Here is a 22,367-nt window from a genome sequence, read left to right as displayed (position 1 = left end):
AGAAAAGGGAGAATAAATTCTCCCTATTAACAAATCTAAATAATTATCGTTGGGTAAATAATGTTACCACTTTCCTCACACCAGCAACTTTACTTGCCAACGATGCAGCTTCTTGCCCTTCTTCGCTGCTTACAATACCGATTAAAAATACTTCGCCATCTTCAGTAACAACTTTAATATTGCGGGCTTTGGTTTGGGAATTCATCACCAATTGAGATTTAACTTTTGTGGTGATCCACATATCATTACTGATAGTTGCTGCACCAACTGGCTCACTGGCGCGGATTTGGTTATAAACTTTTTTAACACCTTCGACTCGATAAGCAAGACGTTCAGCCTTTTCGATTTGCTCAGCATTCGCTTGACCAGTTAAAATAATGTTACCCATATAAGTGCTCGAAGAAATACGGGAACCGATAAAGAAAGGAGCATTTTCTTTTAATTTTGTATTCATTCTGGTATTGAGGGTTGTATCATCAACTTGCGTTCCAGCTGTACGCGGATCGGTAGCCACTTTTGCAGTAGCTCCTGCACCAACACCAATAACGGCAGCAACACAACCTTGCAACATTAACGCTCCCGAAACTAACGCGGCGACTAAAACAAATTTTTTCATTATTACTCCTTTTATTTACTGCTCAGTAAAATTCAAACACTGATGAATACGTGTCATTATGCCTTGTAGATAGTGATTTGCAACATAATTTTATGGTTAGCAAATGTAAAAATTTTTCGATAATTTTAATTGATAGATATCAATATAATAATAAGGCGATTTGTTAGAACAAATATTTATTTTTTTATAAAATCTGTTATCTTTTAATAAGAAGTTGTATAAAAATTTAATGGAATAAAACTATGAATCAAGATTATATCGATTGGTTATATGGTCTATCGGCACCAATGGTTGCATTAAATAAAGAGTGTGGCGCTAGTTATACATCACCCTTTTTTTTTCCTGAGGATAAATATACCGATTTGAAAAAAGACTGGGACATTGATTCGCGAGAAACGCTATTAGCAATGGTCTTTAATATGATCGACAATGGTCATGCACCAGCTTTATCTAACCACTACTTTATGTACCCTCGCCTATCAGCAATCGATTGGTTGAAATACACAGAGAAACATACTAATTACCAAAAAGTCTTACTAGAACTTGTTGAAAAGAGTTATTTAGAATGTGGAGTTGGTGGCATCCGTAGTTGGGATTATGCTCGTATGGGCTATATATTACGTAATGGCACCACTAATAAATTTATTACTGAACAAGAAGCCCTCTGGATTTTTTATCGAATTGCACTGCGCGCACAATACTATTATTCGTCCTGGCAAAGTTATTATTCTGGCTGGTTTATTGGTTATCAATATTGGAAATCACTTTCTAACAAAGAAAATTTAGAAATATTGCGTTGTGAATTATGCCGCTCATCACAAGTATGGACCATGAATAAATTATATAACAATGAAGATTCCCCTCATCATCACCTGCCTTGGTATATTGAGATAGAAGAATTGGAAAAACCTGAATCATTAATGGAGTATGATTGGTCATGAATAACAATTTTTGGCAATTATTAGCAATTGAGAAAACTACCGATATCGCGCTGATTCGACAAGCTTATCGAGCAAAACTGCCGGAATATCATCCAGAAACTGATCCTGATGGTTTTAAAGCGTTACGCGAAGCCTATGAATCAGCTATGCAGTATGCAAAATCACCCGAATCAATGGCTGATGATTTAAATCAAGAACAGCCTACTGAAGAAGTTATTACACCACTTACCGAAGAAGAGCGACAAGTCAAAGAAATCTGTGATAATTATCAGGCTTTACTCGACGATCCGCTTCGCTGTCATAATGTTAATGAGTGGCATAAATTTGTTGCTTCATTTTATGATTATCCAATGTCTATAATGGAAATTGCTAAATGGCAGATGTTAGACATCAGTTATGACACATTAACGATATCACTATCTTGTGTGAAAATATTAGCGGATAATTTACGCTGGCGTCAGCAAATCATTAATCATTCTCCCACTAACATTGAGATGTATACCAATTTTTTTGATCATATTGATCGTGGTGATTTTTTTGATTATGACAGCTTACCAAGAACGAATAAAACCGTACAAAATGTAACCATCGATTATGCTCGTTGTGCTAGATGGCTTTTCTGGGAAAAACCATCTCAGGAATTAAACGAATATTTATCTATTCATAGCGTGGTTTACTTGCCTGATGATTCCGAATTTATACAAGAACTAGCCAATTGGCATTATTTTAGTAAAACCCCAAATAGAGGATTATTAGACTATGCTTTAAGTTGTATTGCAGATCCTAATCAAGACCAACAAAAGCAGGAAGAGTGGAAAGCAGTCGCCGCAATGCAATATTCACTGCTTGAAGACGAACATAATGCCTTATTACTTTGGCTAGAACTCTATCATCTACCACAATATCAAGAAAAAGCTACCGGTTGGTTAATGTTGTGGTGTGCTAAAAATCAGTTTGAATATCTGCCATTATTAATTCTTGCATTAAATCAATCTTATTGTTTAAAAAAAGAAAATCCTGAAAACTATATATTTAGTATTCCTCAACTTACACCATCTACCCTTTTTCGATTACTGGAACTAAACAAACAAGATTTTAGTGATGAAATTGCAGCTGTTATAAGTTGGGCTGTCGATAATAATTGGAATTATCGACAAGTCATCTATGCCTTATTATGTGATGATGGTAACAGCCGATTATACCGCTTATACCGACATGCAATCATGTTACGTCACGGTAATAAAAAACTATTGCAAGAGATCTTAGCTGAATCATGTGAAGATAAATTTGACCAATTTATTTTAGAAAATTTACAGCGTCAAGCTAGACAAAACCTTGAGTGGCTAACCAATCTATCACCAGTACAAGAGTTCACAGAGTGGTTGTATCAAAGTGATGAAAATGCAGTTATTCCGACTAAATTTGATCCGAATGTTGAAGAGGGGGAGCTATTTTTATATGCTCGGTTATGGCTCGATAGATTCGATGATATCCCATTTATCGCTAAATTACATTTATATGACAATGTAGCTTATCGAAATATGGAGATGTTTGATTGGCCTATCTACTATGAATTTAGAGGAGACAACACCTTACCCCAATCACCTAATCAATCAATTATTGCTGCTGATAACAATGCTTATTGGCAATGGTATCGTTACTGTTTATTAATCATCAGTATTGCAGATTCACCAATAAAAGCTGCCAACTTTATTCGAGAGAAAGATAACTTATTTTTACTCTCTGAAAATGATCCTCTTGCGTCACTTATAGATACCTTTAAGTCTGGCCAATGGCAAAATGATACGGAATTATATAATCTTATCGATAGTGATAATCGACAGATTAGCTCTATGTTGGTTAATTACCCAAATTCAATTGAAGCAGTTATCTACGCATCAGATGAAATTAATTGGGATGAAATTGAGCAAATAGTTGAACAAAGATGGGCAAATAAACTAGCAAACAAATCTGTCGCTGGTTTAATGTTACTGTATTCAATTGTTTTTGACAAAGCCAATCAAAAAACAAAACTAAAAGAAATACTACAAAAGCTAGCTGGTGATAATACCCAGTTACAAAAAATCGTCGAATCATTTAGGTTAAAAATATCTATTCCATCATCTCTCAAAAAAGATAATGATGAATTGCAAAAAATAGACACCTTAAAAAATTTAAATCAAAAACTCAATAAAGATGATGCGATATATGAAAAAGAAGATATCGAAACACTTATAGAAATTAAACATAATAGTGATATTACACTTAAATTATGCTCAACATTGCTGCTAGCCAAAAATATGGATCACCAGAAAAAACTTAAATCTAAAGCGTTTCCAGCCAATAAGTGGTGGCAAATTTGGCGCTGGAATGGTCGAACCAATTTAATTGGCTTCTTAAAACAGATGAGCTTTTCTTGTTTACTTATTCTTTTACTACTAATAAGTGCGAGCCAAACAAATTTAGATAATACTATTACTGATATATTATGGGGAGTTGCAATAATCAATATTATTTTTGCGATAAAACGACGCTTAAATGACGGTTATTATAATAGCGGCATCTTTTATTTTATATCAGCCTCACTTGCACTACCAATTCTATTGTCGCCATGTTGGCTTTCATCTGTCGATGAGACAAACCGTTATGGACCACCAATAACAGAATAATAAGCAAAGATAAGATATCTCAATATCCCCTTTACAACGCTATTTTCTAATTGATAAAGGGGATAATTTTACAAAACTTATCGATTAAGCTCGTTAAGATCCTTTTCTATTTCGCTACGTATTTTTTCGATTTCTTCTTGATTTTGCTGTTCTAGGACTTCCAGAAAAGCTTCAATATACGACTGGATGAGTAGTCGCTCATCACCCAATGCCTGAGCCCATGCTCGCTCTAATCGCGCTAATAAGGTTCGATTAGGCATTTCATCACGCGGATGAATTTTAATTGCCGCTAATCTGTCATGGCTTTCTTGCTTTTGTTTATCGGTTAATCCAATCGGACTATGATCAATCACTTTGCCATGCAATGCACCGGTTTCCAATAACACAACATCGACTTCAAGCAACCCATTTAAATCATAACTAAAGCGAACATCAATCCCTTGAATTTTTTCCATAGGAGTTAATGGCACTTCAAACTGATCAATTAGAACATTATTTTCAACTAGAGGATTTTCACCTTGATAAATCGAAAGCATAATGCTTTTTTGCTGTGGGCCTGAAGTATAAAACGTTTTTACTTTTGAAGTTGGTACAACCGTATTGCGTTCAATAATCGGTGAGAACAAGCCATTAATATTGTTAGAACAACTTGCAATTCCCAGTGTATATGGACAGACATCGGTTAAAATAACCTCTTCAACATCAGCATCACGCAAACGACAAGCAGCCTGAACGGCAGCACCTTGTGCCACGATAGTTGTTGGATTGATATGACGATAAGGTAGTTTACCAAATAACTTTGTCACTAACTCACGAACCACACCCAATTGTGATGAACCGCCAACTAAGACAATATGTTCAAGTTCATTAGCTTTTAAGCGAGCATCACTTAATGCCTGTTCAACAGGTGCTCGTAATCGATTAAGCAAAGGTAACCAAATTGATTTAGCTCTTACTTCGTTTAATGAAAATTGCCATTGCTTGTCTTGCCAGAACCAAGTCAAATTATGCATCTGCTCACCACTTAGCTTACACTTTAACTGTTCAGCCAAATCTAATAAACGCGCATAGTCATCAACTGGAATATCTTCTTGTTTCAGTTGCCATTCGCTTAGGCATGCCTTAACAATTTCATGGGTAAAATCTTCACCGCCTAAGTAGTTGTCACCAGCTGATGCATGTACCTCAATGATAGGCATAGCATATTCCAATACGGTCACATCAAAAGTACCACCACCTAAGTCAAAAACTAAGGTATTACCTGATTGTTCTTCATGTAATCCATAAGCCATTGAAGCAGCCGTTGGCTCATTAATTAGACGTACCGCATTTAATCCGGCAAGCTCGGCAGCAAAGCGGGTCTGTTTACGTTGCTCGTCATTAAAATAGGCGGGAACTGAAATCACCACATCTCGAATTTCTTGTTTTAAGAAAGCTTCAGCATCCGCTTTTAGTGATTTTAAAACTAAGGCCGAAAGCTCGGTTGGCGTAAATTTTTGATCACCTAACGTAAACACTTTACTCGATCCTAAAAACCGTTTAAATGCCGCAGCACTACGACTTGGATGCGTGGTTAAACGGGATAAAGCAGCATGACCGACTAAAATAGAATTATCTTCATCAATGCTGACTACCGATGGTGTAACCACTTTGCCGATCGCGTTGGGAATAAGCGTCGATTGACCATTTTGCCAAACACAAATTAAACTATTGGTAGTACCTAAATCAATACCTATTGGAGGATGCATAACCACTTTATTCTCTTAATATTTTTTATAAATTTTTTGGATATTATATCCTTAATACTATTTAAGGTGCAATTTTATCCAATTTCCAACATTAAATTTTATTAAAAATGTCGATTATTAATAAAAAGAAAATAACTGAATAAAACGCTAATTTCCGATTAAATTATCAGGAGTTAATTTTTAAAACTTAAACACGACTATTATCAATAAGCCTTTTTGTCAATCTCAACAACTTGACTAATTAATCTACCCGTTTTCAATTGCGTTGAAATAAAATCACCAATCGATACCTGTTCAACACTGCGTATTACTTTTTGTTGCTGATCAGTGGTTACTGAGTAACCACGATCTAAAGTCGCAAGTGGACTTACACTATTAAGCTGAGATGTTTTTAATACAAATTGATGCTTAGCATCTGTCAGCCTTTTTTGCATTAAATTAAGCAGTTGTTGCTGTTTTTGTTCAAGGCGTTGGCCATAGTAAACAATTTTATGTTGTGGTGAAACCGCGACCAAACGTTTATCAAGTAGATTATGGCGATAAGATTGCCTTAATAAGTATTGCTGAATATTTTCAAATAAGGCATGACGACCAGTTAATAAACGATTTAATTGTTTTGCTAATTTTGCTTGTGGGTGCTGTGCCTGTAATCGCTGATAACGCTTATTTAAAAATTCTCGTCGACGCATTAAATAGTAATCAATCGCCATACATAGATATTGCTCTTGAACTTGTAAACTTTTAATCTGTTCTAATTTATCACGACTAACCAACTCAGCTGCTGCCGATGGTGTAGCTGCGCGGACATCCGCAACAAAATCAGCAATGGTAAAATCAACTTCATGACCAACAGCACTGACAATCGGTAACTGGCTTGCAAAAATAGCCCTTGCCACAACTTCTTCATTAAATGCCCAAAGATCTTCAATTGAGCCACCACCGCGACCGACAATTAATACATCACATTCTTGGCGAACATTAGCAATTTGGATCATTCTGGCTATTTGGGCTGGCGCTTCGCTACCTTGTACCTGCGTAGGATAGATAATCACCTGTAAACTTGGATCGCGGCGGTTTAATATCTGACAGATATCATGTAGCGCTGCGCCTGTTGATGAGGTAATAATACCGACTGTACGAATATTATCAGGTAACCCCTTTTTATAAACCGCATCAAATAACCCTTCTTCTGACAGTTTTTGTTTTAACTGTTCAAATTTTTGTTGTAACAAGCCTGCGCCAGCGGGTTGTAATTGATTAATAACTAATTGATAGTCACCACGGGCTTCATAAAGTGTTACCGAAGCATTAACTAACACTTGTTGACCATTTTGTGGGGTAAATCCAGTACGAAAATTGCTATTACGAAACATAGCACAACGCACTTGGGCAACTTCATCTTTTAAGGTAAAATACCAATGGCCTGAAGCTGGGCGAGAAAAATTTGAAATTTCACCGACTAACCAAATCTGTCCAATAGCATCAGAAAGCAAATCTTTAACGATTTGGTTAAGATCTTTGACCGATAAAATCGAGTTGCTTTGCATACTATTATCCTTATGGTAAAAAAATTAATCTAAATCAAATTGAGCCCAAATTGGCGCATGATCTGACGGTTTTTCCATTCCTCGAATATCGTAATCGATACCGGTTTGACCACAATATTGCATAAGCTTTTGGCTAGCTAGTATTAAATCAATTCTTAATCCAGTTTCGCTAGCAAAACCTTTCGAACGATAATCAAACCATGAATATCTTTGTGAATCTGGGTTAGCATGGCGATAAGTATCGGTATAACCCAATGCCATTAAATTATTTATCCATTCACGCTCTTCCGGCAAAAATGAACATTTACCCGTTCTTAACCATCGTTTACGACTATCTTGAGTAATACCAATATCTAAATCCGTTGGGCATATATTCATATCGCCCATAATAAGTGATAATTGACTATTAAGTTGTTGAGATTGTATATATTCGATTAAATCTCGATAAAATTTGCGTTTAGCCGGATATTTAATTTCGTGATGTAAACTTTCACCTTGGGGAAAATAGCCATTAATAACCATTAAATTACCTTGGTTAGTTGGCAACTCCGCTAAAATTAATCGACATTGTGCGCCTTCCTCATCGGTCGGAAAACCACATTGTACCGATAATGGTTTTTGCTTAGTCAATAATGCTACGCCATAATGTCCTTTTTGACCGTGATAATGTAAGTGATAACCAAAGTGTGCAAGTTCCTCAACTGGAAATTGATCATTGTGAACTTTAGTCTCTTGTAATCCAATTATATCAGGTTGATGCTTATCAATTATCGCGGCTAATTGATGGATCCTAGCGCGTAGACTATTAATATTAAATGAGATAACTTTAATCATAAATTTATTGTATTTGATTTAATTTTGCAATTGACCCATGCTACCAAAAATACGTTATACTGTTAAGCAATTACAGTAAAAGCTATAACTTGTGATAAAGAGATAACCGAATATGTCAAAGGAATTACTTGCATTGCGCGATAAAATTGATGAAGTTGATCAATCAATTTTATCTTTAATTAATCAACGATTAGCATTAGTCGCCAAAGTGGGCGAAGTGAAAAGCGAGCATGGAATTCCGATTTACGATCCTAAACGTGAAGCGGATATGATAGCTAAACGCAAACAAGAAGCTGAAAATTTAGGCATTTCATCAGCGTTAATTGAAGATATTTTACGCCGCTTAATGCGTGAATCTTATATAAGTGAAAACGACAAAGGTTTTAAAAAGGTTTACACTGGCAAAGGATCGATTGTCATCATTGGTGGTAATGGACAAATGGGTAGACTATTTGCCCGACTATTTACCCTGTCAGGTTATACAGTCAAAACCTTGGGTTCAAAAACCATGCATCAAGCAGCCGAAGTCGTTGCTGATGCTGCTGCCGTTATTGTTACCGTACCTATCAACAAAACATGTGAAATTATTGAACAATTACCACCATTACCTAAAGATTGTATTTTAACTGATTTTACTTCAATCAAAGTTAAACCTTTACAAGCGATGTTGGCTAAACATACCGGTCCTGTGGTTGGCTTGCACCCGATGTTTGGTCCCGATGTGCCAAATTTAGCCAAACAAGTTATTGTTTACTGCCAAGGTCGATATCCTGAACAGTACCAATGGTTAATTGAACAGATGCGGATTTGGGGAGCCAACTTATGTGCTATTGATGCGAAAGAGCATGATAAATGTATGTCGTTTATTCAAGCATTACGCCATTTTACTTCGTTTTCCTATGGCGTAAATTTACAACGAGAACACGCAGATCTAGAACAATTAATTACCCTCTCTTCACCTATTTATCGCTTGGAATTAATGATGGTTGGTCGCTTGTTTGCTCAAGATCCGGTACTTTATGCAGATATCATTATGGCGTCAGATGATAATATTGAATTAATTAAACGCTATTACCAATGTTTTGGACAAATGGTTAAACTAATTGAACAAAGAGATAAAACCAAATTCATTGAGAATTTCAATCAAGTAACCCAATGGTTTGGTCGTTATGCCGAACGTTTTATTAAAGAGAGCCAAGTGCTATTAAAATTTGCTAACGACAATCGAGAATAAGTTTACTTAGCTTGCATTTTTTATAAAATAAAAAATAACTTAACATTATAAAACTGGCAATTGGTCAAATAAACAATTTCAGTATGAGGAAATAACATGTCTAATCGGAAATATTTTGGTACAGATGGTATTCGTGGAAAAGTTGGCGAGTATCCTATTACTCCTGATTTTGCGCTCAAATTAGGTTGGGCCGCTGGGCGAGTACTAGCTAAAGATGGTGTTAAAAAAGTCCTCATCGGTAAAGATACCCGTATTTCAGGTTATATGCTTGAATCGGCATTAGAAGCCGGATTTGCCTCAGCCGGGGTTGCCGCCGCTTTTACTGGTCCAATGCCAACGCCAGCCATTGCTTATCTAACTCGTACCTTTCGCGCTGATGCGGGTGTGGTTATTTCTGCATCCCACAATCCTTTTTATGACAATGGTATTAAATTTTTCTCAACTGAAGGTCGCAAACTCGATGATGCTATTGAGTTAGAAATCGAAGCACAACTCGAAAAACAGATCGATTGTGTTGAATCAAAACAACTTGGTCGGGCTAGCCGAATTACTGATGCCGCTGGTCGCTATATCGAATTTTGCAAAAGTACCTTTGATCATGATTTAAGTTTAGCCGGTTTAAAAATCGTGGTGGATTGTGCCAATGGTGCCACCTACCACATCGCCCCCAAAGTACTGCGTGAGCTCGGTGCGACAGTAATTAAAATTGGTTGTGATCCTGATGGCGTCAATATTAATGAAAATTGTGGTGCAACTGATGTAAAAGCATTAACCAAACGAGTTCTCGAAGAGAAAGCCGATTTAGGTTTTGCCCTCGATGGTGATGGCGATCGTATTATTATGGTTGATCATCAAGGGAATAAAGTTGACGGTGATTTAATTATTTACATTATTGCCCGCGAAGCTTTAAGGCAAGGTCAGCTCAAAGGTGGTGTTGTCGGTACCTTAATGAGTAACATGGGGCTAGAAATCGCCCTTAAAAATCTTGGTATTCCGTTTGTAAGAGCAAAAGTTGGCGACCGCTATGTGCTTGAAATGTTGGTTGCAAAGAATTGGCGATTAGGCGCAGAAAATTCAGGTCATGTTCTATTACTGGATAAAACCACTACTGGTGATGGAATTGTTGCTGGGTTACAGGTGCTCGCTGCCATGATACGCAATGATATGTCATTAGCCGATTTATGTAGTGGCATGACAATGCTACCTCAAGTATTAATAAATATCCGTTTTGCCGGAAAACATGACCCATTAACTAATGCGACAGTAAAATCTACAATTGAACAAGCAGAAAAGCAACTCGGTAATGAAGGGCGTGTTTTAATTCGTAAATCAGGCACCGAACCACTTATTCGTGTGATGGTTGAAGGAAGCAACCGATCTGAGGTGCAAAAATTAGCGGAACAAATTGCCTGTGCAGTTGAAGCCTCAAATTAGACTATTTTTTTATCATTCATTCGGCTATTGAGGAATAATAGCTTTATTGGACTGATTTAGTAATACTTTCAATATTTACACAATATTATGAAAAAGTGTCTAAATTCTTTATTTTTTTAATCAGTTGTTGACTTATTATAGGTGATTGGGGTTAAAATAATAGCTTCGGTTATTGCAGTGATTGTTCGTACCTTTTAAGTAAGACAAAATCTGTAGTGTTCATTTTTAGAAATAGGTAAGAGGGTTATATGGCAGTTTCCTCTCCAGCTTCACCGCAAGCTTATATAAAACACCATCTGGAGAACTTGCAAGTCGGTTCTGGTTTTTGGACCTTTAATCTTGATTCGTTGTTCTTTTCAATTGTACTGGGTGTGCTTTTCTTATGGATCTTCCATCGTGTAGCAAGGAAAGCGACGAGTGGTGTACCAAGTAAACTTCAATGTGCGGTAGAGATGATCTTTGAATTTGTTAATAATACTGTCAAAGATATGTTTACTGGTCAAAATAAACTCATCGCCCCTTTAGCACTTACTGTGTTTATCTGGGTATTCTTAATGAATTTAATGGATCTTATCCCGGTCGATTTTCTACCTTACGCAGGGCAATATTTAGGTCTATCTCATTTAAGAGTCGTACCGACAGCTGATGTTAGTATTACCATGTCAATGTCATTAGGTGTCTTTGCACTCATCATCATTTATTCAATCAAATATAAAGGTATTTCAGGATTTATTAAAGAATATACCTTGCATCCATTTAATCATTGGGCATTTGCGCCAATTAACTTAGTCCTTGAACTTGTTAGCTTATTAGCTAAACCTGTTTCTTTAGGATTACGACTCTTCGGTAATATGTATGCTGGTGAACTTATCTTCATCTTAATAGCAGCATTATTGCCTTGGTGGTCACAATGGGTACTATCATTACCATGGGCTATCTTCCATATTTTGATAATCACCTTACAAGCATTTATTTTTATGGTATTGACTATTGTCTATTTGGCAATGGCCTCAACAACCGAAGATCATTAATTTTAACTTTTCTTTAGATAATAAACTGGAGTATATAATGGATAGTATGAGTATGTTATTTGTAGCCGCTGGCATAATGATGGGATTAGCTGCGATCGGTGGTGCAGTTGGTATTGGTCTACTAGGTGGTAAATTCTTAGAAGGTGCTGCTCGCCAACCAGAATTAATGCCTATGTTACGTACACAATTCTTTATCGTTATGGGCTTAGTTGATGCGATCCCTATGATTTGTGTGGGTATTGCGTTATATGTCATTTTTGCTGTTGCTGGTTAATAATAACTTAAGAGGAATTGTCTCATGAATATGAACGCAACTCTCCTCGGCCAAGCAATTACATTTGTATTGTTTGTTTGGTTCTGTATGAAGTTTGTTTGGCCTCCGGTTATCCGAGCGATTGAAAAACGCCAAAAAGAGATAGCGGAAGGACTAGCTTCAGCAGAAACAGCAAAAAAAGATTTGGAATTAGCCAAAGCAAATACATCTGACATAATGCAACAGGCTAAGGTTGAGGCTAATGCAATTATTGAGCAAGCGAATAAACGCAAAGCAGCCATTCTTGAAGAAGCACAACAAGAAGCTTCTCGTGAAAAAGAAAGGATTGTTGCTCAAGGGCTTGCTGAAGTTGAAGCTGAGCGTAAACGCGCTAGAGAAGAGCTTAAACAACAAGTCGCTACACTCGCTATTGCCGGTGCAGAAAAAATTATTGAACGTTCTGTTAATGAAGCCGCTAACAGCGACATCATTGATAAACTCGTAGCTGAACTATAAGGAGAATAGAGCAATGGCTGACTTAATTACGATTGCTCGCCCTTATGCTAAAGCCGCTTTCGACTTTGCTGTTGAAAAAAACAGCATCGAATCATGGCATAAAATGTTAGTGTTAACCGCTGAAGTGAGCAAAGATGCCCAAATCAGAAGTGTTTTAACATCTGACATGAAAACCGATTCAGTGGCTAACTTACTCATCAATATCTGTAAAGATGTACTTGATGAGTATAGCACTAATTTTATTAAAGTTATGGCTGAAAACAAACGCTTATCGCTTCTTCCTGAAGTGTTAACATTGTTTAAGCAATACTGTTTAGATAAAGAAGCACAAGCAGACGTTGATGTAATTTCTGCCAATGAGCTAACCGAAGAACAACTTAATAAAATTTCTGTCGCTGTCGAAAAACGTTTATCACGAAAAGTAAAACTAAAATGTCATATTGATAAATCGCTCATTTCTGGTTTTATTATTCGTACGGGCGATATGGTTATTGATAGTAGTATCAGAGGACGTCTAAATCGACTAAATGACGTTCTACAGTCTTAAGGGGACTGATAATGCAGCTAAATTCAACTGAAATAAGTGAACTAATTAAAGAGCGGATAGCTCAGTTCAATATTGTGAGTAATGCTCACAATGAAGGAACAATCATCTCAGTAAGTGATGGTATCCTTCGAATCCACGGATTAACTGATGTAATGCAAGGCGAAATGATTGCATTACCTGGTAACCGATATGCAATGGCATTAAACCTTGAAAGAGATTCTGTTGGTGCTGTGGTCATGGGACCATACGAAGACTTATCTGAAGGGATGAAAGTGCAGTGTACTGGTCGTATTTTACAGGTACCAGTAGGTGATGGTTTATTAGGCCGTGTTATCAATACACTTGGTGAACCAATTGATGGTAAAGGTTCGATTCAACATGATGGGTTCTCACCTGTAGAAGTTGTTGCTCCAGGCGTTATCGACCGTCAATCTGTTGACCAAGCATTACAAACTGGTTATAAAGCGGTTGACTCAATGATTCCAATCGGTCGTGGTCAACGTGAACTTATCATCGGTGACCGTCAAACCGGTAAAACCGCATTAGCAATTGACGCTATTATTAATCAGCGTAATTCTGGTGTTAAATGTATCTATGTGGCAATCGGACAAAAACAATCTACTATTGCTAACGTAGTGCGTAAACTTGAAGAGCACGGTGCGCTAAAAAATACCATTGTAGTGGTGGCATCAGCATCTGAATCAGCAGCGTTACAATACTTAGCGCCATACGCTGGTTGTGCAATGGGCGAATACTTCCGTGACCGTGGACAAGACGCGCTTATTGTTTATGATGATTTATCAAAACAAGCCGTTGCTTATCGTCAAATTTCATTATTACTTCGTCGTCCACCTGGACGTGAGGCTTACCCGGGTGACGTATTCTATCTTCACTCTCGTTTACTTGAACGTGCAGCTCGTGTTAACGAAGCTTATGTTGAAGAGTTTACTAAAGGTGAAGTAAAAGGTAAAACTGGTTCATTAACGGCATTACCAATTATCGAAACCCAAGCAGGTGACGTTTCGGCGTTCGTACCAACTAACGTAATTTCGATTACTGATGGTCAGATCTTTCTTGAAACCAGCTTATTTAACTCAGGTATTCGCCCGGCGGTAAACCCTGGTATTTCGGTTTCTCGTGTTGGTGGTGCTGCGCAAACTAAGATAATGAAAAAATTATCTGGTGGTATTCGTACCGCACTTGCCCAATATCGTGAATTAGCTGCGTTCTCACAATTTGCATCTGACTTAGACGAAGCAACAAGAAACCAATTAAGCCACGGTGAAAAAGTAACTGAATTACTCAAACAAAAGCAATATTCTCCTATGACTGTTGCTGAGCAATCAATTGTACTTTATGCCGCTGAACGTGGTTATCTAGAAGATGTTGAACTTGCAAAAGTATTATCATTTGAAACAGCACTTCTTGCTTATGCCCATAGTCAATATGCCGATTTTGTAAAACAAATCGACGAGACAGGCAATTACAACGATGAGATTGAAAGTAAGTTAAAAGCAATGCTTGAAAGCTTTAAATCAACTCAAACTTGGTAAGGGTGAGGTAACAAATGGCTAATGCAAAAGAGATTAGAACGAAAATTGCCAGTATCCAAAGTACGCAAAAGATCACTAAAGCGATGGAAATGGTAGCCAATTCTAAAATGCGTAAAACGCAGGACAGAATGGCCGCTAGCCGTCCATATGCAGAAATGATTCGTGAAGTAATTGGACATTTAGCGTTAGCTCAAATAGGCGCCAAACATCCCTACTTAGAAGAAAGGGATGTAAAACGAGTTGGCTATCTTATCATTTCGACCGATCGTGGTTTATGTGGTGGATTAAATATCAATCTTTTCAAAACGGTTATTGCTGATATGTCAGCATGGCAAGAGAAAGGAGTTGAAGCCGATGTGGCTTTAATTGGTTCACGTGGGGTGTCGTTTTTCTCTTCAGTAAAAACGAATATTTTAACCCAAGTAACTAATTTAGGTGACGAACCAACTTTATCTGATTTAATTGGTCCGGTAAAAACAATGCTAGAGGCATATGACAACGGTAAAATTGATAGATTATATATTGTAACCAATAAATTTATTAATACCATGTCGCAAAAGCCGACAATACAGCAATTATTACCATTACCAGCTTCGGAAGATAAAGAACTTAAAGCTTCATCGTGGGATTATATTTATGAGCCGGATGCAAAATCATTATTAGATGTGATTTTACGTCGTTATATTGAATCACAAGTCTATCAAGCGGTGGTTGACAATTTAGCGAGTGAACAAGCAGCAAGAATGGTGGCCATGAAGGCAGCAACAGATAATGGTGCAAATTTAATTAATGAATTACAAATTGTGTATAACAAAGCCCGTCAAGGTGCTATCACAAATGAATTAATTGATATTGTATCTGGTGCAGCTGCTGTTTCAGGTTAATGCTAAATATTGGCTTATAGTTAAGAAAAAGACGTAGAGGAATAAAAATGGCTACTGGAAAGATTGTCCAGATCATCGGTGCGGTGGTTGATGTCGAATTCCCAGAAGATGCAGTACCAAAGGTATATGATGCATTAGAAGTGGAAACTGGCACTGAAAAATTAGTTCTGGAAGTTCAGCAACAATTAGGTGGTGGCGTTGTATGTTGTATTGCAATGGGCTCATCTGATGGTTTAAGACGTGGACTTAAAGTAGTAAATACAGGTCACGGCATTGAAGTTCCTGTGGGAACAAAAACACTTGGCCGTATTATGAACGTACTTGGTGATCCTGTTGATAAAGCAGGTCCAATTGGTGAAGAAGAGCGTTGGGCGATTCACCGTGCAGCACCAACATACGAAGAGTTGGCTAACTCAACAGAATTACTTGAAACTGGTATCAAAGTTATCGACTTAATTTGTCCATTTGCCAAAGGTGGTAAAGTAGGTCTATTTGGTGGTGCTGGTGTTGGTAAAACCGTAAACATGATGGAATTAATCCGTAACATCGCGATCGAGCATTCAGGTTACTCAGTATTTACTGGTGTAGGTGAACGTACGCGTGAAGGTAACGACTTCTATCATGAAATGAAAGAATCAAACGTACTGGATAAAGTATCGTTAGTTTATGGTCAGATGAATGAGCCACCAGGAAACCGTTTACGCGTAGCGTTAACTGGTTTAACCATGGCAGAAAAATTCCGTGATGAAGGTAAAGACGTACTATTATTTATCGATAATATTTACCGTTATACCTTAGCCGGTACCGAAGTATCTGCGCTATTAGGTCGTATGCCATCTGCGGTAGGTTACCAACCAACATTAGCAGAAGAAATGGGGTTATTACAAGAACGTATCACCTCAACAAAAACTGGGTCAATTACCTCAATCCAAGCAGTATATGTACCTGCCGATGACTTAACTGACCCGTCACCGGCAACTACCTTTGCTCACTTGGATGCAACAATCGTATTAAGTCGTCAAATCGCATCATTAGGTATTTACCCTGCGGTTGACCCACTTGACTCAACAAGTCGTCAATTAGATCCACTTGTTGTTGGACAAGAACATTACGATTGTGCTCGTGGCGTACAGTCAATTCTTCAACGTTATCAAGAATTAAAAGATATCATTGCGATTCTTGGTATGGATGAATTATCAGAAGACGATAAATTAACTGTTGCTCGCGCACGTAAAATTCAACGTTTCTTATCTCAACCATTCTTCGTTGCGGAAGTGTTCACAGGTTCACCGGGTAAATACGTACCATTAAAAGACACCATCAGTGCATTTAAAGGTATTATGAACGGTGATTATGACCATATTCCTGAACAGGCATTTTATATGGTTGGTTCAATCGACGAAGCGATTGAGAAAGCGAAATCTCTCTAAGAGATTTATAGAACGGAGAGAGCATTATGGCACTAACTTCCTATCAATTAGAAGTTGTTAGTGCTGAATCTCACCTTTTTTCAGGTGATGTTCAGCGAATCAGAGTCACAGGACGAGAAGGTGAACTTGGAATTTATCCTGGTCACACTCCGTTACTGACAACCATTAAGCCGGGAATGGTCGGGATTGTAAAAGCCGATGGACAAGAAGAATTTATCTATCTATCTGGTGGTATTTTAGAGGTTCAACCTACTATAGTAACAATCTTAGCTGATACCGCGATTCGTGGTGAAGACTTAGATGAAGCAAGGGCGCAAGAAGCAGTAAGACAAGCACAAGAACACATTAATCATCCTAGCGATGATATGTCTTTTGCTCAAGCATCTGCTGAACTTTCAAAAGCCTTAGCAAAAATACGCGTTATCGAGTTAACTCGTCGTATAGGTCAATAAATATACGTTGATCACTTAACAAAACAATAAAGGTTACAAATGAATAAATTGTAGCCTTTTTCATTAGCAACTTAACTGCATCTATTCATATCTGTTAAACAGCATTTTTATTTTCATTAACCGCGTTCCGCTACTTTTTATAAAAGCTATTTTTTATGATTTTATTGCCGGTAAGACAGAAAATTGAGAATAATAGATTCACCGTGACATATGGGCATATAGAGCTATCACACCTATAACATCACTGCATCTCTTGGTTGACAGATCGAAACTTTTACAACTAACACCGTTTTTAATTCCCTTGAATTTGGGAGGAATTAACATTGCAATAATTGATTTATTCTCGCTTACCATCGTAAATCATTAATCAAACATTTCTGTTTTTTAGTCTTTACTTAACTAAGTAAGCAAATTAAGTAAGCAAATGTTGCCAGCGAAAAATACAATTTTTCCCTTCTCTAAAACAGCATTACGCAACTTTTTTATAAAAACTAGCTGATTTTATGAAAATTGTCGCGTTATAAAAAACCATGACCGATTGCTAGCTGGATTTATTAATAGCAATCGGCGATAATCAGTTCAATTAGATTAATACTAATGTAACTATATTTATGTAACTATGTTTACTATTTATCATTCAAATCAAGTCGATTTACTCAAAACATTAGTCAGCGAGTTAATGCGCAGAGAGCCATTAGAACAGGTGTTTACACCTGATATGGTTATTGTGCAAAGCCAAGGCATGGCACAATGGTTACAAATCGAATTGGCCAACGATCTGGGTATTGTAGCTAATGTCGATTTTCCCTTTCCCAGTCAATTTATTTGGCAGTTATATCAAACTCTGCTGCCTGAAGCACCGATTGAAAATAGCTATAATGTCGAATCAATGACTTGGCGTTTATATTATCTATTGCCGAAAATTATTGAGCGACCTGAATTTGATACCATCAAACATTATCTTAATATTGATAAAGAAGAACGAAAACAGTATCAATTAGCAACGCGCATAGCTCGACTATTTGACCAATATTTAGTCTATCGTCCTGATTGGCTTGCAAAATGGGAAGCTAATCAAACGGTAATGGAATTAAACAATCATCCCGATGAGAAATGGCAAGCAGAATTATGGCGTCAACTCATCTCAATCAGTCAACCTTATCATCGTGCCAATATTTATCAACAGATGTTGGATATTATGTTAGATAGTGATTTTGATCGCTCGCGGTTGAACCATTTACCGAAGCGGGTTTACATTTTTGGTATTACCTCATTACCCCCAATCTATCTGTCATTATTATCCGCACTTGGGCAACATATTGATGTCCACTTAATGTTTAACAACCCTTGCAAATGGTATTGGGGTGATATTGTTGAAAAACAGTTATCTGATATGCAAAATAGCCCTGACAATATTCCCAACCCACTGCTAACATCATGGGGGAAATTGGGGCGAGATAACCTATTTTTATTACAAGAGTTCAATAATAAACAAGACATTGATATCTTTGTCGATAATAAGCGCCAGTGTCTATTACAGGCTATTCAGCAAGATATTTTAGAACTATACCAAACCAATGAAACCCAAATTTCAGTAGACAAAACAGATAGATCAATAACGTTTCATGCCTGCCATAGCGAACAGCGTGAAGTTGAAGTACTTTATGATTATCTCTTATCGGCCTTCGATGCCGATCCAACACTGGAACTACGTGATTGCATTGTCATGGTTTCAGATATTGATAAGTATGTTCCTTACATTCGATCGGTATTTGGCAATGCCGAAGGTCAACGTTATTTACCATTCACGATTTCCGATCAAAAGGCCCGCAACATCGATCCAATCGTGCAAGGATTTTTTGCTATTTTAAACTTTACTGCAAGCCGCTTTACCGCCGAAGAGCTGTTTAATCTATTAGAAATTCCCGCCATTGCTGAAAAATTTGCCATAAGTGAGCCACAACTAACCTTATTGCATACTTGGATTATAGAGTCTGGTATTCGCTTTGGTCTAGAAAATGCCCACAGTTGGCTATTTGGCCTTGAGCGCTTATTGCTCGGTTATACTATGAATAGCGAACAAGGTGGTTGGCAGCAGATATTACCTTATGATGGTGCAACAGGATTAGATGCCGAATTAATCGGTCAATTAGCTGAATTTATAAAATCGGTGCGTAAATGGCTAACTATTTTAAGTGAAGACAAACCGTTATCAGAATGGCAAAGTTGCTGTATTGAGCTTATCAATGACTTTTTTGTTAGCGATACTTCGCGCGAGTCGATTTTGCTAATGATTCAAGAAGAGTGGCAAAAACTGATCAGTAGTGGTTTAAATGCCAATTTTACCGACAACATCTCGATAACTATTTTACATGATGCAATGCAATCACGCTTGGAACAAAATCATTTAGCCCATCGATTCTTAGTCGGTAAAATAAACTTTTGTACCATGATGCCAATGCGCTCTATTCCGTTTAAATTGGTTTGCTTGTTAGGTATGAATGATGGTGATTATCCAAGAACCTCTTTGCCTTTAGATTTTGATTTAATAGCGCAAAATCCAAGACGAGGCGATCGTAGCCGACGTATTGATGACCGTTATCTATTTTTAGAAGCGATCTTATCAGCACAAAATCAACTCTATATCAGTTATATTGGTCGGGATATGAAAGATGATAGCGAACGTTACCCGTCGGTATTAGTCGATGAACTTTGGGATTATATTGTGCAGTATTATGCTACTGATATAGACAACAATAAACAAACTGAGCTAATTGATGGCTTAAGAACATTGCATACCCGCACACCATTTAATCCACAAAATTTTTTAAATGAACCAAAAAGTTATGCCGATGAATGGTTGCCAGCTGCGTTAAAATCAGGGGCTAGCCAATCGTTTATCAGTGATATTAGCAATATAGTTATTGATAGTATTAATCTGGATGAATTGAAGCGTTTTTATCAACATTCTATTCGATTCTTTTTACAAAAACGCTTTAATTTTTATGTCAATTATTTAGATGAAACCTTGCCCGATGCTGAAAACTTTAGTTTGGATAGCTTAAAACGCTATCAACTCAATTTACAGATTTTAAATGAAATGATCACCAAAGAGTCGCAAGGTTCTGATAATTTCTATCAACGCCTCACACTAACAGGTGAATTACCGGATGGTGCTTTTGGTGAGATTATTTATGATGAACTATGCGAATCATTACAACCATTAGCCAATAAAATCCTCGAAGAGAGAACCAATCTGTCAACATTAGAGGTGAATTTAACTATTCCGATAGATGGTCAACACTATCCATTACAAGGATGGTTAACCCATATTCAAGAAGATGGAATTTTAACTTGGCGACCAGCCAATCTTTCTATTCGTGATGGTATGTCATTATGGATCGACCACTTAATTTACTGTATTTTAAATTGGGATAAAACCGAAAGCCAAAGTCGGCTATATGGGCGAGAAGATAACCAATGGCGTTTTTTACATATTGATGCTAACCAAGCTTTAACTATATTGACCGATTTAGTTAAAGGCTATATACAAGGTATTAATCAACCACTGTTAATCCCACTACAAAGTGCATGGAGCTGGTTAATTACCGCATATAATCCCAATACCGCAGAAATTGAGCCTAGCGAAAAAGCCATCAGCAAATTATTAAATACTTGGCAAGGTGGGCAATTCCACTCGGCTGAATGTGACAGCTATTACGCCAGACTATATCCGGAATTGAACGATTCATTAATTGAGCAAATAACCCATTTTGCGCAGCGCTTTTTACTGCCGATATTAATACATCAAGTCGAACAATAGGAGGCATTATGTTTATTGATACGCATTGCCATTTTAATTTTCCTGCTTTTGTTACCGATTTAGATAATTCAATCAACCTTATACGACAAGCTAAAATTACTGGTCTAATTATTCCTGCGGTATTAGCCGACCATTTTAGCGAAATTTTACAACTCACAGAGCAATATGATGAACTGTATGCGGCACTTGGCTTGCACCCTATTTATCAACACTCTCCTGCTGATCTTGAAAAATTAACGGCAATCGTAAGTGAAGTTAGTACTCACCCTACAAAGCTAATTGCTATTGGCGAAATTGGTTTAGATCGTTATGACCAATCTGTTGAGTGGCAACAACAACTTGCGTTTTTTCGAGGGCAATTGGCTATCGCCAAACGTCATGATTTACCGGTCTTAATTCATTCACGCAAAACTCACGATGTTATCTATCATGAATTACATCTAGCAAATTTGCCGTGTCGTGGCGTGATCCACGGTTTTTCTGGTAGCTATGAGCAAGCCATGCAATTTATTAAATTAGGCTATTATATTGGTGTCGGTGGGGTAATAAGTTATGCCAGAGCCAATAAAACTCGTCATACCATCGCCAAATTACCTCTCGAAAGTTTAGTGTTAGAAACCGATGCACCTGACATGCCGTTAAGTGGCCGGCAAGGACAAATCAATAGGCCGGAAAACATTGTCGATATTTTTAATATCCTTTGTCAATTACGCAGCGAAGATCCTCTGCTAATACGCGACACAATACTAACAAATACCTTGACGCTATTTAGTAGAATCAATAAAATGGAAATTCCAAATCCAATAAAAAGATAAATATATAATAATTAATAATTTATCAAGCCACAAGGTGGTA

The 22,367-nt window shown here is 37.2% G+C and carries 18 protein-coding genes; 14 read left to right on the top strand and 4 right to left on the bottom strand.

Annotation, left to right across the window (positions count from 1 at the left end):
* Positions 1-43: 43 nt before the first annotated feature.
* Positions 44-616 carry a division/outer membrane stress-associated lipid-binding lipoprotein gene (gene dolP / locus DKK70_RS00590; RefSeq protein ID WP_110432296.1) on the bottom strand — a complete coding sequence of 191 codons (573 nt, stop codon included), beginning with the start codon at positions 614-616 and terminating at the stop codon, positions 44-46.
* A gap of 242 nt (positions 617-858) precedes the next feature.
* Between dolP and DKK70_RS00585 the strand changes: the two genes are divergently transcribed.
* Both DKK70_RS00585 and DKK70_RS00580 read left to right on the top strand, forming a co-directional pair.
* Entirely contained in the window at positions 859-1,557 is a 699-nt protein-coding gene (locus DKK70_RS00585; RefSeq protein WP_110432295.1) for a DUF1266 domain-containing protein, read from the top strand.
* Complete coding sequence (locus tag DKK70_RS00580) at positions 1,554-4,226, top strand: J domain-containing protein (protein ID WP_110432294.1); 2,673 nt, start codon at positions 1,554-1,556, stop codon at positions 4,224-4,226. The genes DKK70_RS00585 and DKK70_RS00580 overlap by 4 nt, the downstream gene beginning before the upstream one ends.
* Before the next feature lie 77 nt (positions 4,227-4,303).
* Here the strand turns inward: DKK70_RS00580 and DKK70_RS00575 are convergent, their stop codons facing one another.
* From DKK70_RS00575 to xthA, 3 genes are all read right to left on the bottom strand, one after another.
* A complete protein-coding gene (locus DKK70_RS00575; protein WP_110432347.1) occupies positions 4,304-5,974 on the bottom strand; it encodes a molecular chaperone HscC in 1,671 nt (556 codons plus the stop codon).
* 203 nt (positions 5,975-6,177) lie between these two features.
* Entirely contained in the window at positions 6,178-7,521 is a 1,344-nt protein-coding gene (gene xseA, locus DKK70_RS00570) for an exodeoxyribonuclease VII large subunit (protein ID WP_110432293.1), read from the bottom strand.
* A gap of 24 nt (positions 7,522-7,545) precedes the next feature.
* The gene (gene xthA / locus DKK70_RS00565; protein WP_110432346.1) at positions 7,546-8,352 is read right to left on the bottom strand and encodes an exodeoxyribonuclease III; all 807 of its coding nucleotides are present in this window, start codon (positions 8,350-8,352) and stop codon (positions 7,546-7,548) included.
* A gap of 115 nt (positions 8,353-8,467) precedes the next feature.
* Between xthA and tyrA the strand changes: the two genes are divergently transcribed.
* The 12 genes from tyrA to DKK70_RS00505 all read left to right on the top strand — a co-directional run bounded on the left by tyrA (position 8,468) and on the right by DKK70_RS00505 (position 22,327).
* A complete protein-coding gene (tyrA, locus tag DKK70_RS00560) occupies positions 8,468-9,589 on the top strand; it encodes a bifunctional chorismate mutase/prephenate dehydrogenase (RefSeq protein ID WP_110432292.1) in 1,122 nt (373 codons plus the stop codon).
* 96 nt (positions 9,590-9,685) lie between these two features.
* Complete coding sequence (gene glmM / locus DKK70_RS00555) at positions 9,686-11,023, top strand: phosphoglucosamine mutase (RefSeq protein WP_110432291.1); 1,338 nt, start codon at positions 9,686-9,688, stop codon at positions 11,021-11,023.
* A gap of 248 nt (positions 11,024-11,271) precedes the next feature.
* Positions 11,272-12,054: a F0F1 ATP synthase subunit A gene (gene atpB / locus DKK70_RS00550; protein WP_110432290.1), complete on the top strand. Its 783-nt coding sequence runs from the start codon at positions 11,272-11,274 to the stop codon at positions 12,052-12,054.
* Positions 12,055-12,091: 37 nt separating this feature from the next.
* Positions 12,092-12,328, top strand: a complete 237-nt coding sequence (gene atpE / locus DKK70_RS00545) for a F0F1 ATP synthase subunit C (protein ID WP_065563772.1) — start codon at positions 12,092-12,094, stop codon at positions 12,326-12,328.
* Between the two features lie 24 nt (positions 12,329-12,352).
* Complete coding sequence (gene atpF / locus DKK70_RS00540) at positions 12,353-12,823, top strand: F0F1 ATP synthase subunit B (protein ID WP_034883242.1); 471 nt, start codon at positions 12,353-12,355, stop codon at positions 12,821-12,823.
* 13 nt (positions 12,824-12,836) lie between these two features.
* Positions 12,837-13,370, top strand: coding sequence for a F0F1 ATP synthase subunit delta (gene atpH, locus DKK70_RS00535; RefSeq protein ID WP_110432289.1), 534 nt, complete (start codon positions 12,837-12,839; stop codon positions 13,368-13,370).
* An 11-nt stretch (positions 13,371-13,381) separates the two neighbouring features.
* Entirely contained in the window at positions 13,382-14,923 is a 1,542-nt protein-coding gene (gene atpA, locus DKK70_RS00530; RefSeq protein ID WP_110432288.1) for a F0F1 ATP synthase subunit alpha, read from the top strand.
* 14 nt (positions 14,924-14,937) lie between these two features.
* Positions 14,938-15,807 (top strand): F0F1 ATP synthase subunit gamma, encoded by an 870-nt coding sequence (gene atpG, locus DKK70_RS00525; RefSeq protein WP_034883246.1) that lies wholly within the window; start codon positions 14,938-14,940, stop codon positions 15,805-15,807.
* Between the two features lie 47 nt (positions 15,808-15,854).
* The gene (gene atpD, locus DKK70_RS00520) at positions 15,855-17,237 is read left to right on the top strand and encodes a F0F1 ATP synthase subunit beta (RefSeq protein WP_025314341.1); all 1,383 of its coding nucleotides are present in this window, start codon (positions 15,855-15,857) and stop codon (positions 17,235-17,237) included.
* 26 nt (positions 17,238-17,263) lie between these two features.
* Positions 17,264-17,689 carry a F0F1 ATP synthase subunit epsilon gene (locus DKK70_RS00515; protein ID WP_034883253.1) on the top strand — a complete coding sequence of 142 codons (426 nt, stop codon included), beginning with the start codon at positions 17,264-17,266 and terminating at the stop codon, positions 17,687-17,689.
* Between the two features lie 619 nt (positions 17,690-18,308).
* Positions 18,309-21,512, top strand: coding sequence for an exodeoxyribonuclease V subunit gamma (gene recC, locus DKK70_RS00510; RefSeq protein ID WP_110432287.1), 3,204 nt, complete (start codon positions 18,309-18,311; stop codon positions 21,510-21,512).
* A gap of 8 nt (positions 21,513-21,520) precedes the next feature.
* A complete protein-coding gene (locus DKK70_RS00505) occupies positions 21,521-22,327 on the top strand; it encodes a TatD family hydrolase (RefSeq protein WP_110432286.1) in 807 nt (268 codons plus the stop codon).
* Positions 22,328-22,367: the final 40 nt, after the last annotated feature.

Origin of the sequence: Gilliamella apicola (assembly GCF_003202655.1) — a bacterium.
GTDB classification, from domain to species: Bacteria; Pseudomonadota; Gammaproteobacteria; order Enterobacterales; family Orbaceae; genus Gilliamella; species Gilliamella apicola_R.
Note: the sequence above shows the minus strand (reverse complement) of the source record. Positions and strands in the feature narration are given on the sequence as shown.

What these genes read in the sequence shown, in the direction of transcription:
- atpB (WP_110432290.1), top strand. Translation starts at nt 11,272, where the DNA reads ATGGCAGTTTCCTCTCCAGCTTCACCGCAAGCTTATATAAAACACCAT.
- xseA (WP_110432293.1), bottom strand. Translation starts at nt 7,521, where the DNA reads ATGCAAAGCAACTCGATTTTATCGGTCAAAGATCTTAACCAAATCGTT.
- glmM (WP_110432291.1), top strand. Translation starts at nt 9,686, where the DNA reads ATGTCTAATCGGAAATATTTTGGTACAGATGGTATTCGTGGAAAAGTT.
- atpF (WP_034883242.1), top strand. Translation starts at nt 12,353, where the DNA reads ATGAATATGAACGCAACTCTCCTCGGCCAAGCAATTACATTTGTATTG.
- recC (WP_110432287.1), top strand. Translation starts at nt 18,309, where the DNA reads ATGTTTACTATTTATCATTCAAATCAAGTCGATTTACTCAAAACATTA.
- atpD (WP_025314341.1), top strand. Translation starts at nt 15,855, where the DNA reads ATGGCTACTGGAAAGATTGTCCAGATCATCGGTGCGGTGGTTGATGTC.
- atpE (WP_065563772.1), top strand. Translation starts at nt 12,092, where the DNA reads ATGGATAGTATGAGTATGTTATTTGTAGCCGCTGGCATAATGATGGGA.
- atpH (WP_110432289.1), top strand. Translation starts at nt 12,837, where the DNA reads ATGGCTGACTTAATTACGATTGCTCGCCCTTATGCTAAAGCCGCTTTC.
- DKK70_RS00585 (WP_110432295.1), top strand. Translation starts at nt 859, where the DNA reads ATGAATCAAGATTATATCGATTGGTTATATGGTCTATCGGCACCAATG.
- tyrA (WP_110432292.1), top strand. Translation starts at nt 8,468, where the DNA reads ATGTCAAAGGAATTACTTGCATTGCGCGATAAAATTGATGAAGTTGAT.
- DKK70_RS00575 (WP_110432347.1), bottom strand. Translation starts at nt 5,974, where the DNA reads ATGCATCCTCCAATAGGTATTGATTTAGGTACTACCAATAGTTTAATT.
- atpG (WP_034883246.1), top strand. Translation starts at nt 14,938, where the DNA reads ATGGCTAATGCAAAAGAGATTAGAACGAAAATTGCCAGTATCCAAAGT.
- atpA (WP_110432288.1), top strand. Translation starts at nt 13,382, where the DNA reads ATGCAGCTAAATTCAACTGAAATAAGTGAACTAATTAAAGAGCGGATA.
- DKK70_RS00580 (WP_110432294.1), top strand. Translation starts at nt 1,554, where the DNA reads ATGAATAACAATTTTTGGCAATTATTAGCAATTGAGAAAACTACCGAT.
- DKK70_RS00505 (WP_110432286.1), top strand. Translation starts at nt 21,521, where the DNA reads ATGTTTATTGATACGCATTGCCATTTTAATTTTCCTGCTTTTGTTACC.
- DKK70_RS00515 (WP_034883253.1), top strand. Translation starts at nt 17,264, where the DNA reads ATGGCACTAACTTCCTATCAATTAGAAGTTGTTAGTGCTGAATCTCAC.
- dolP (WP_110432296.1), bottom strand. Translation starts at nt 616, where the DNA reads ATGAAAAAATTTGTTTTAGTCGCCGCGTTAGTTTCGGGAGCGTTAATG.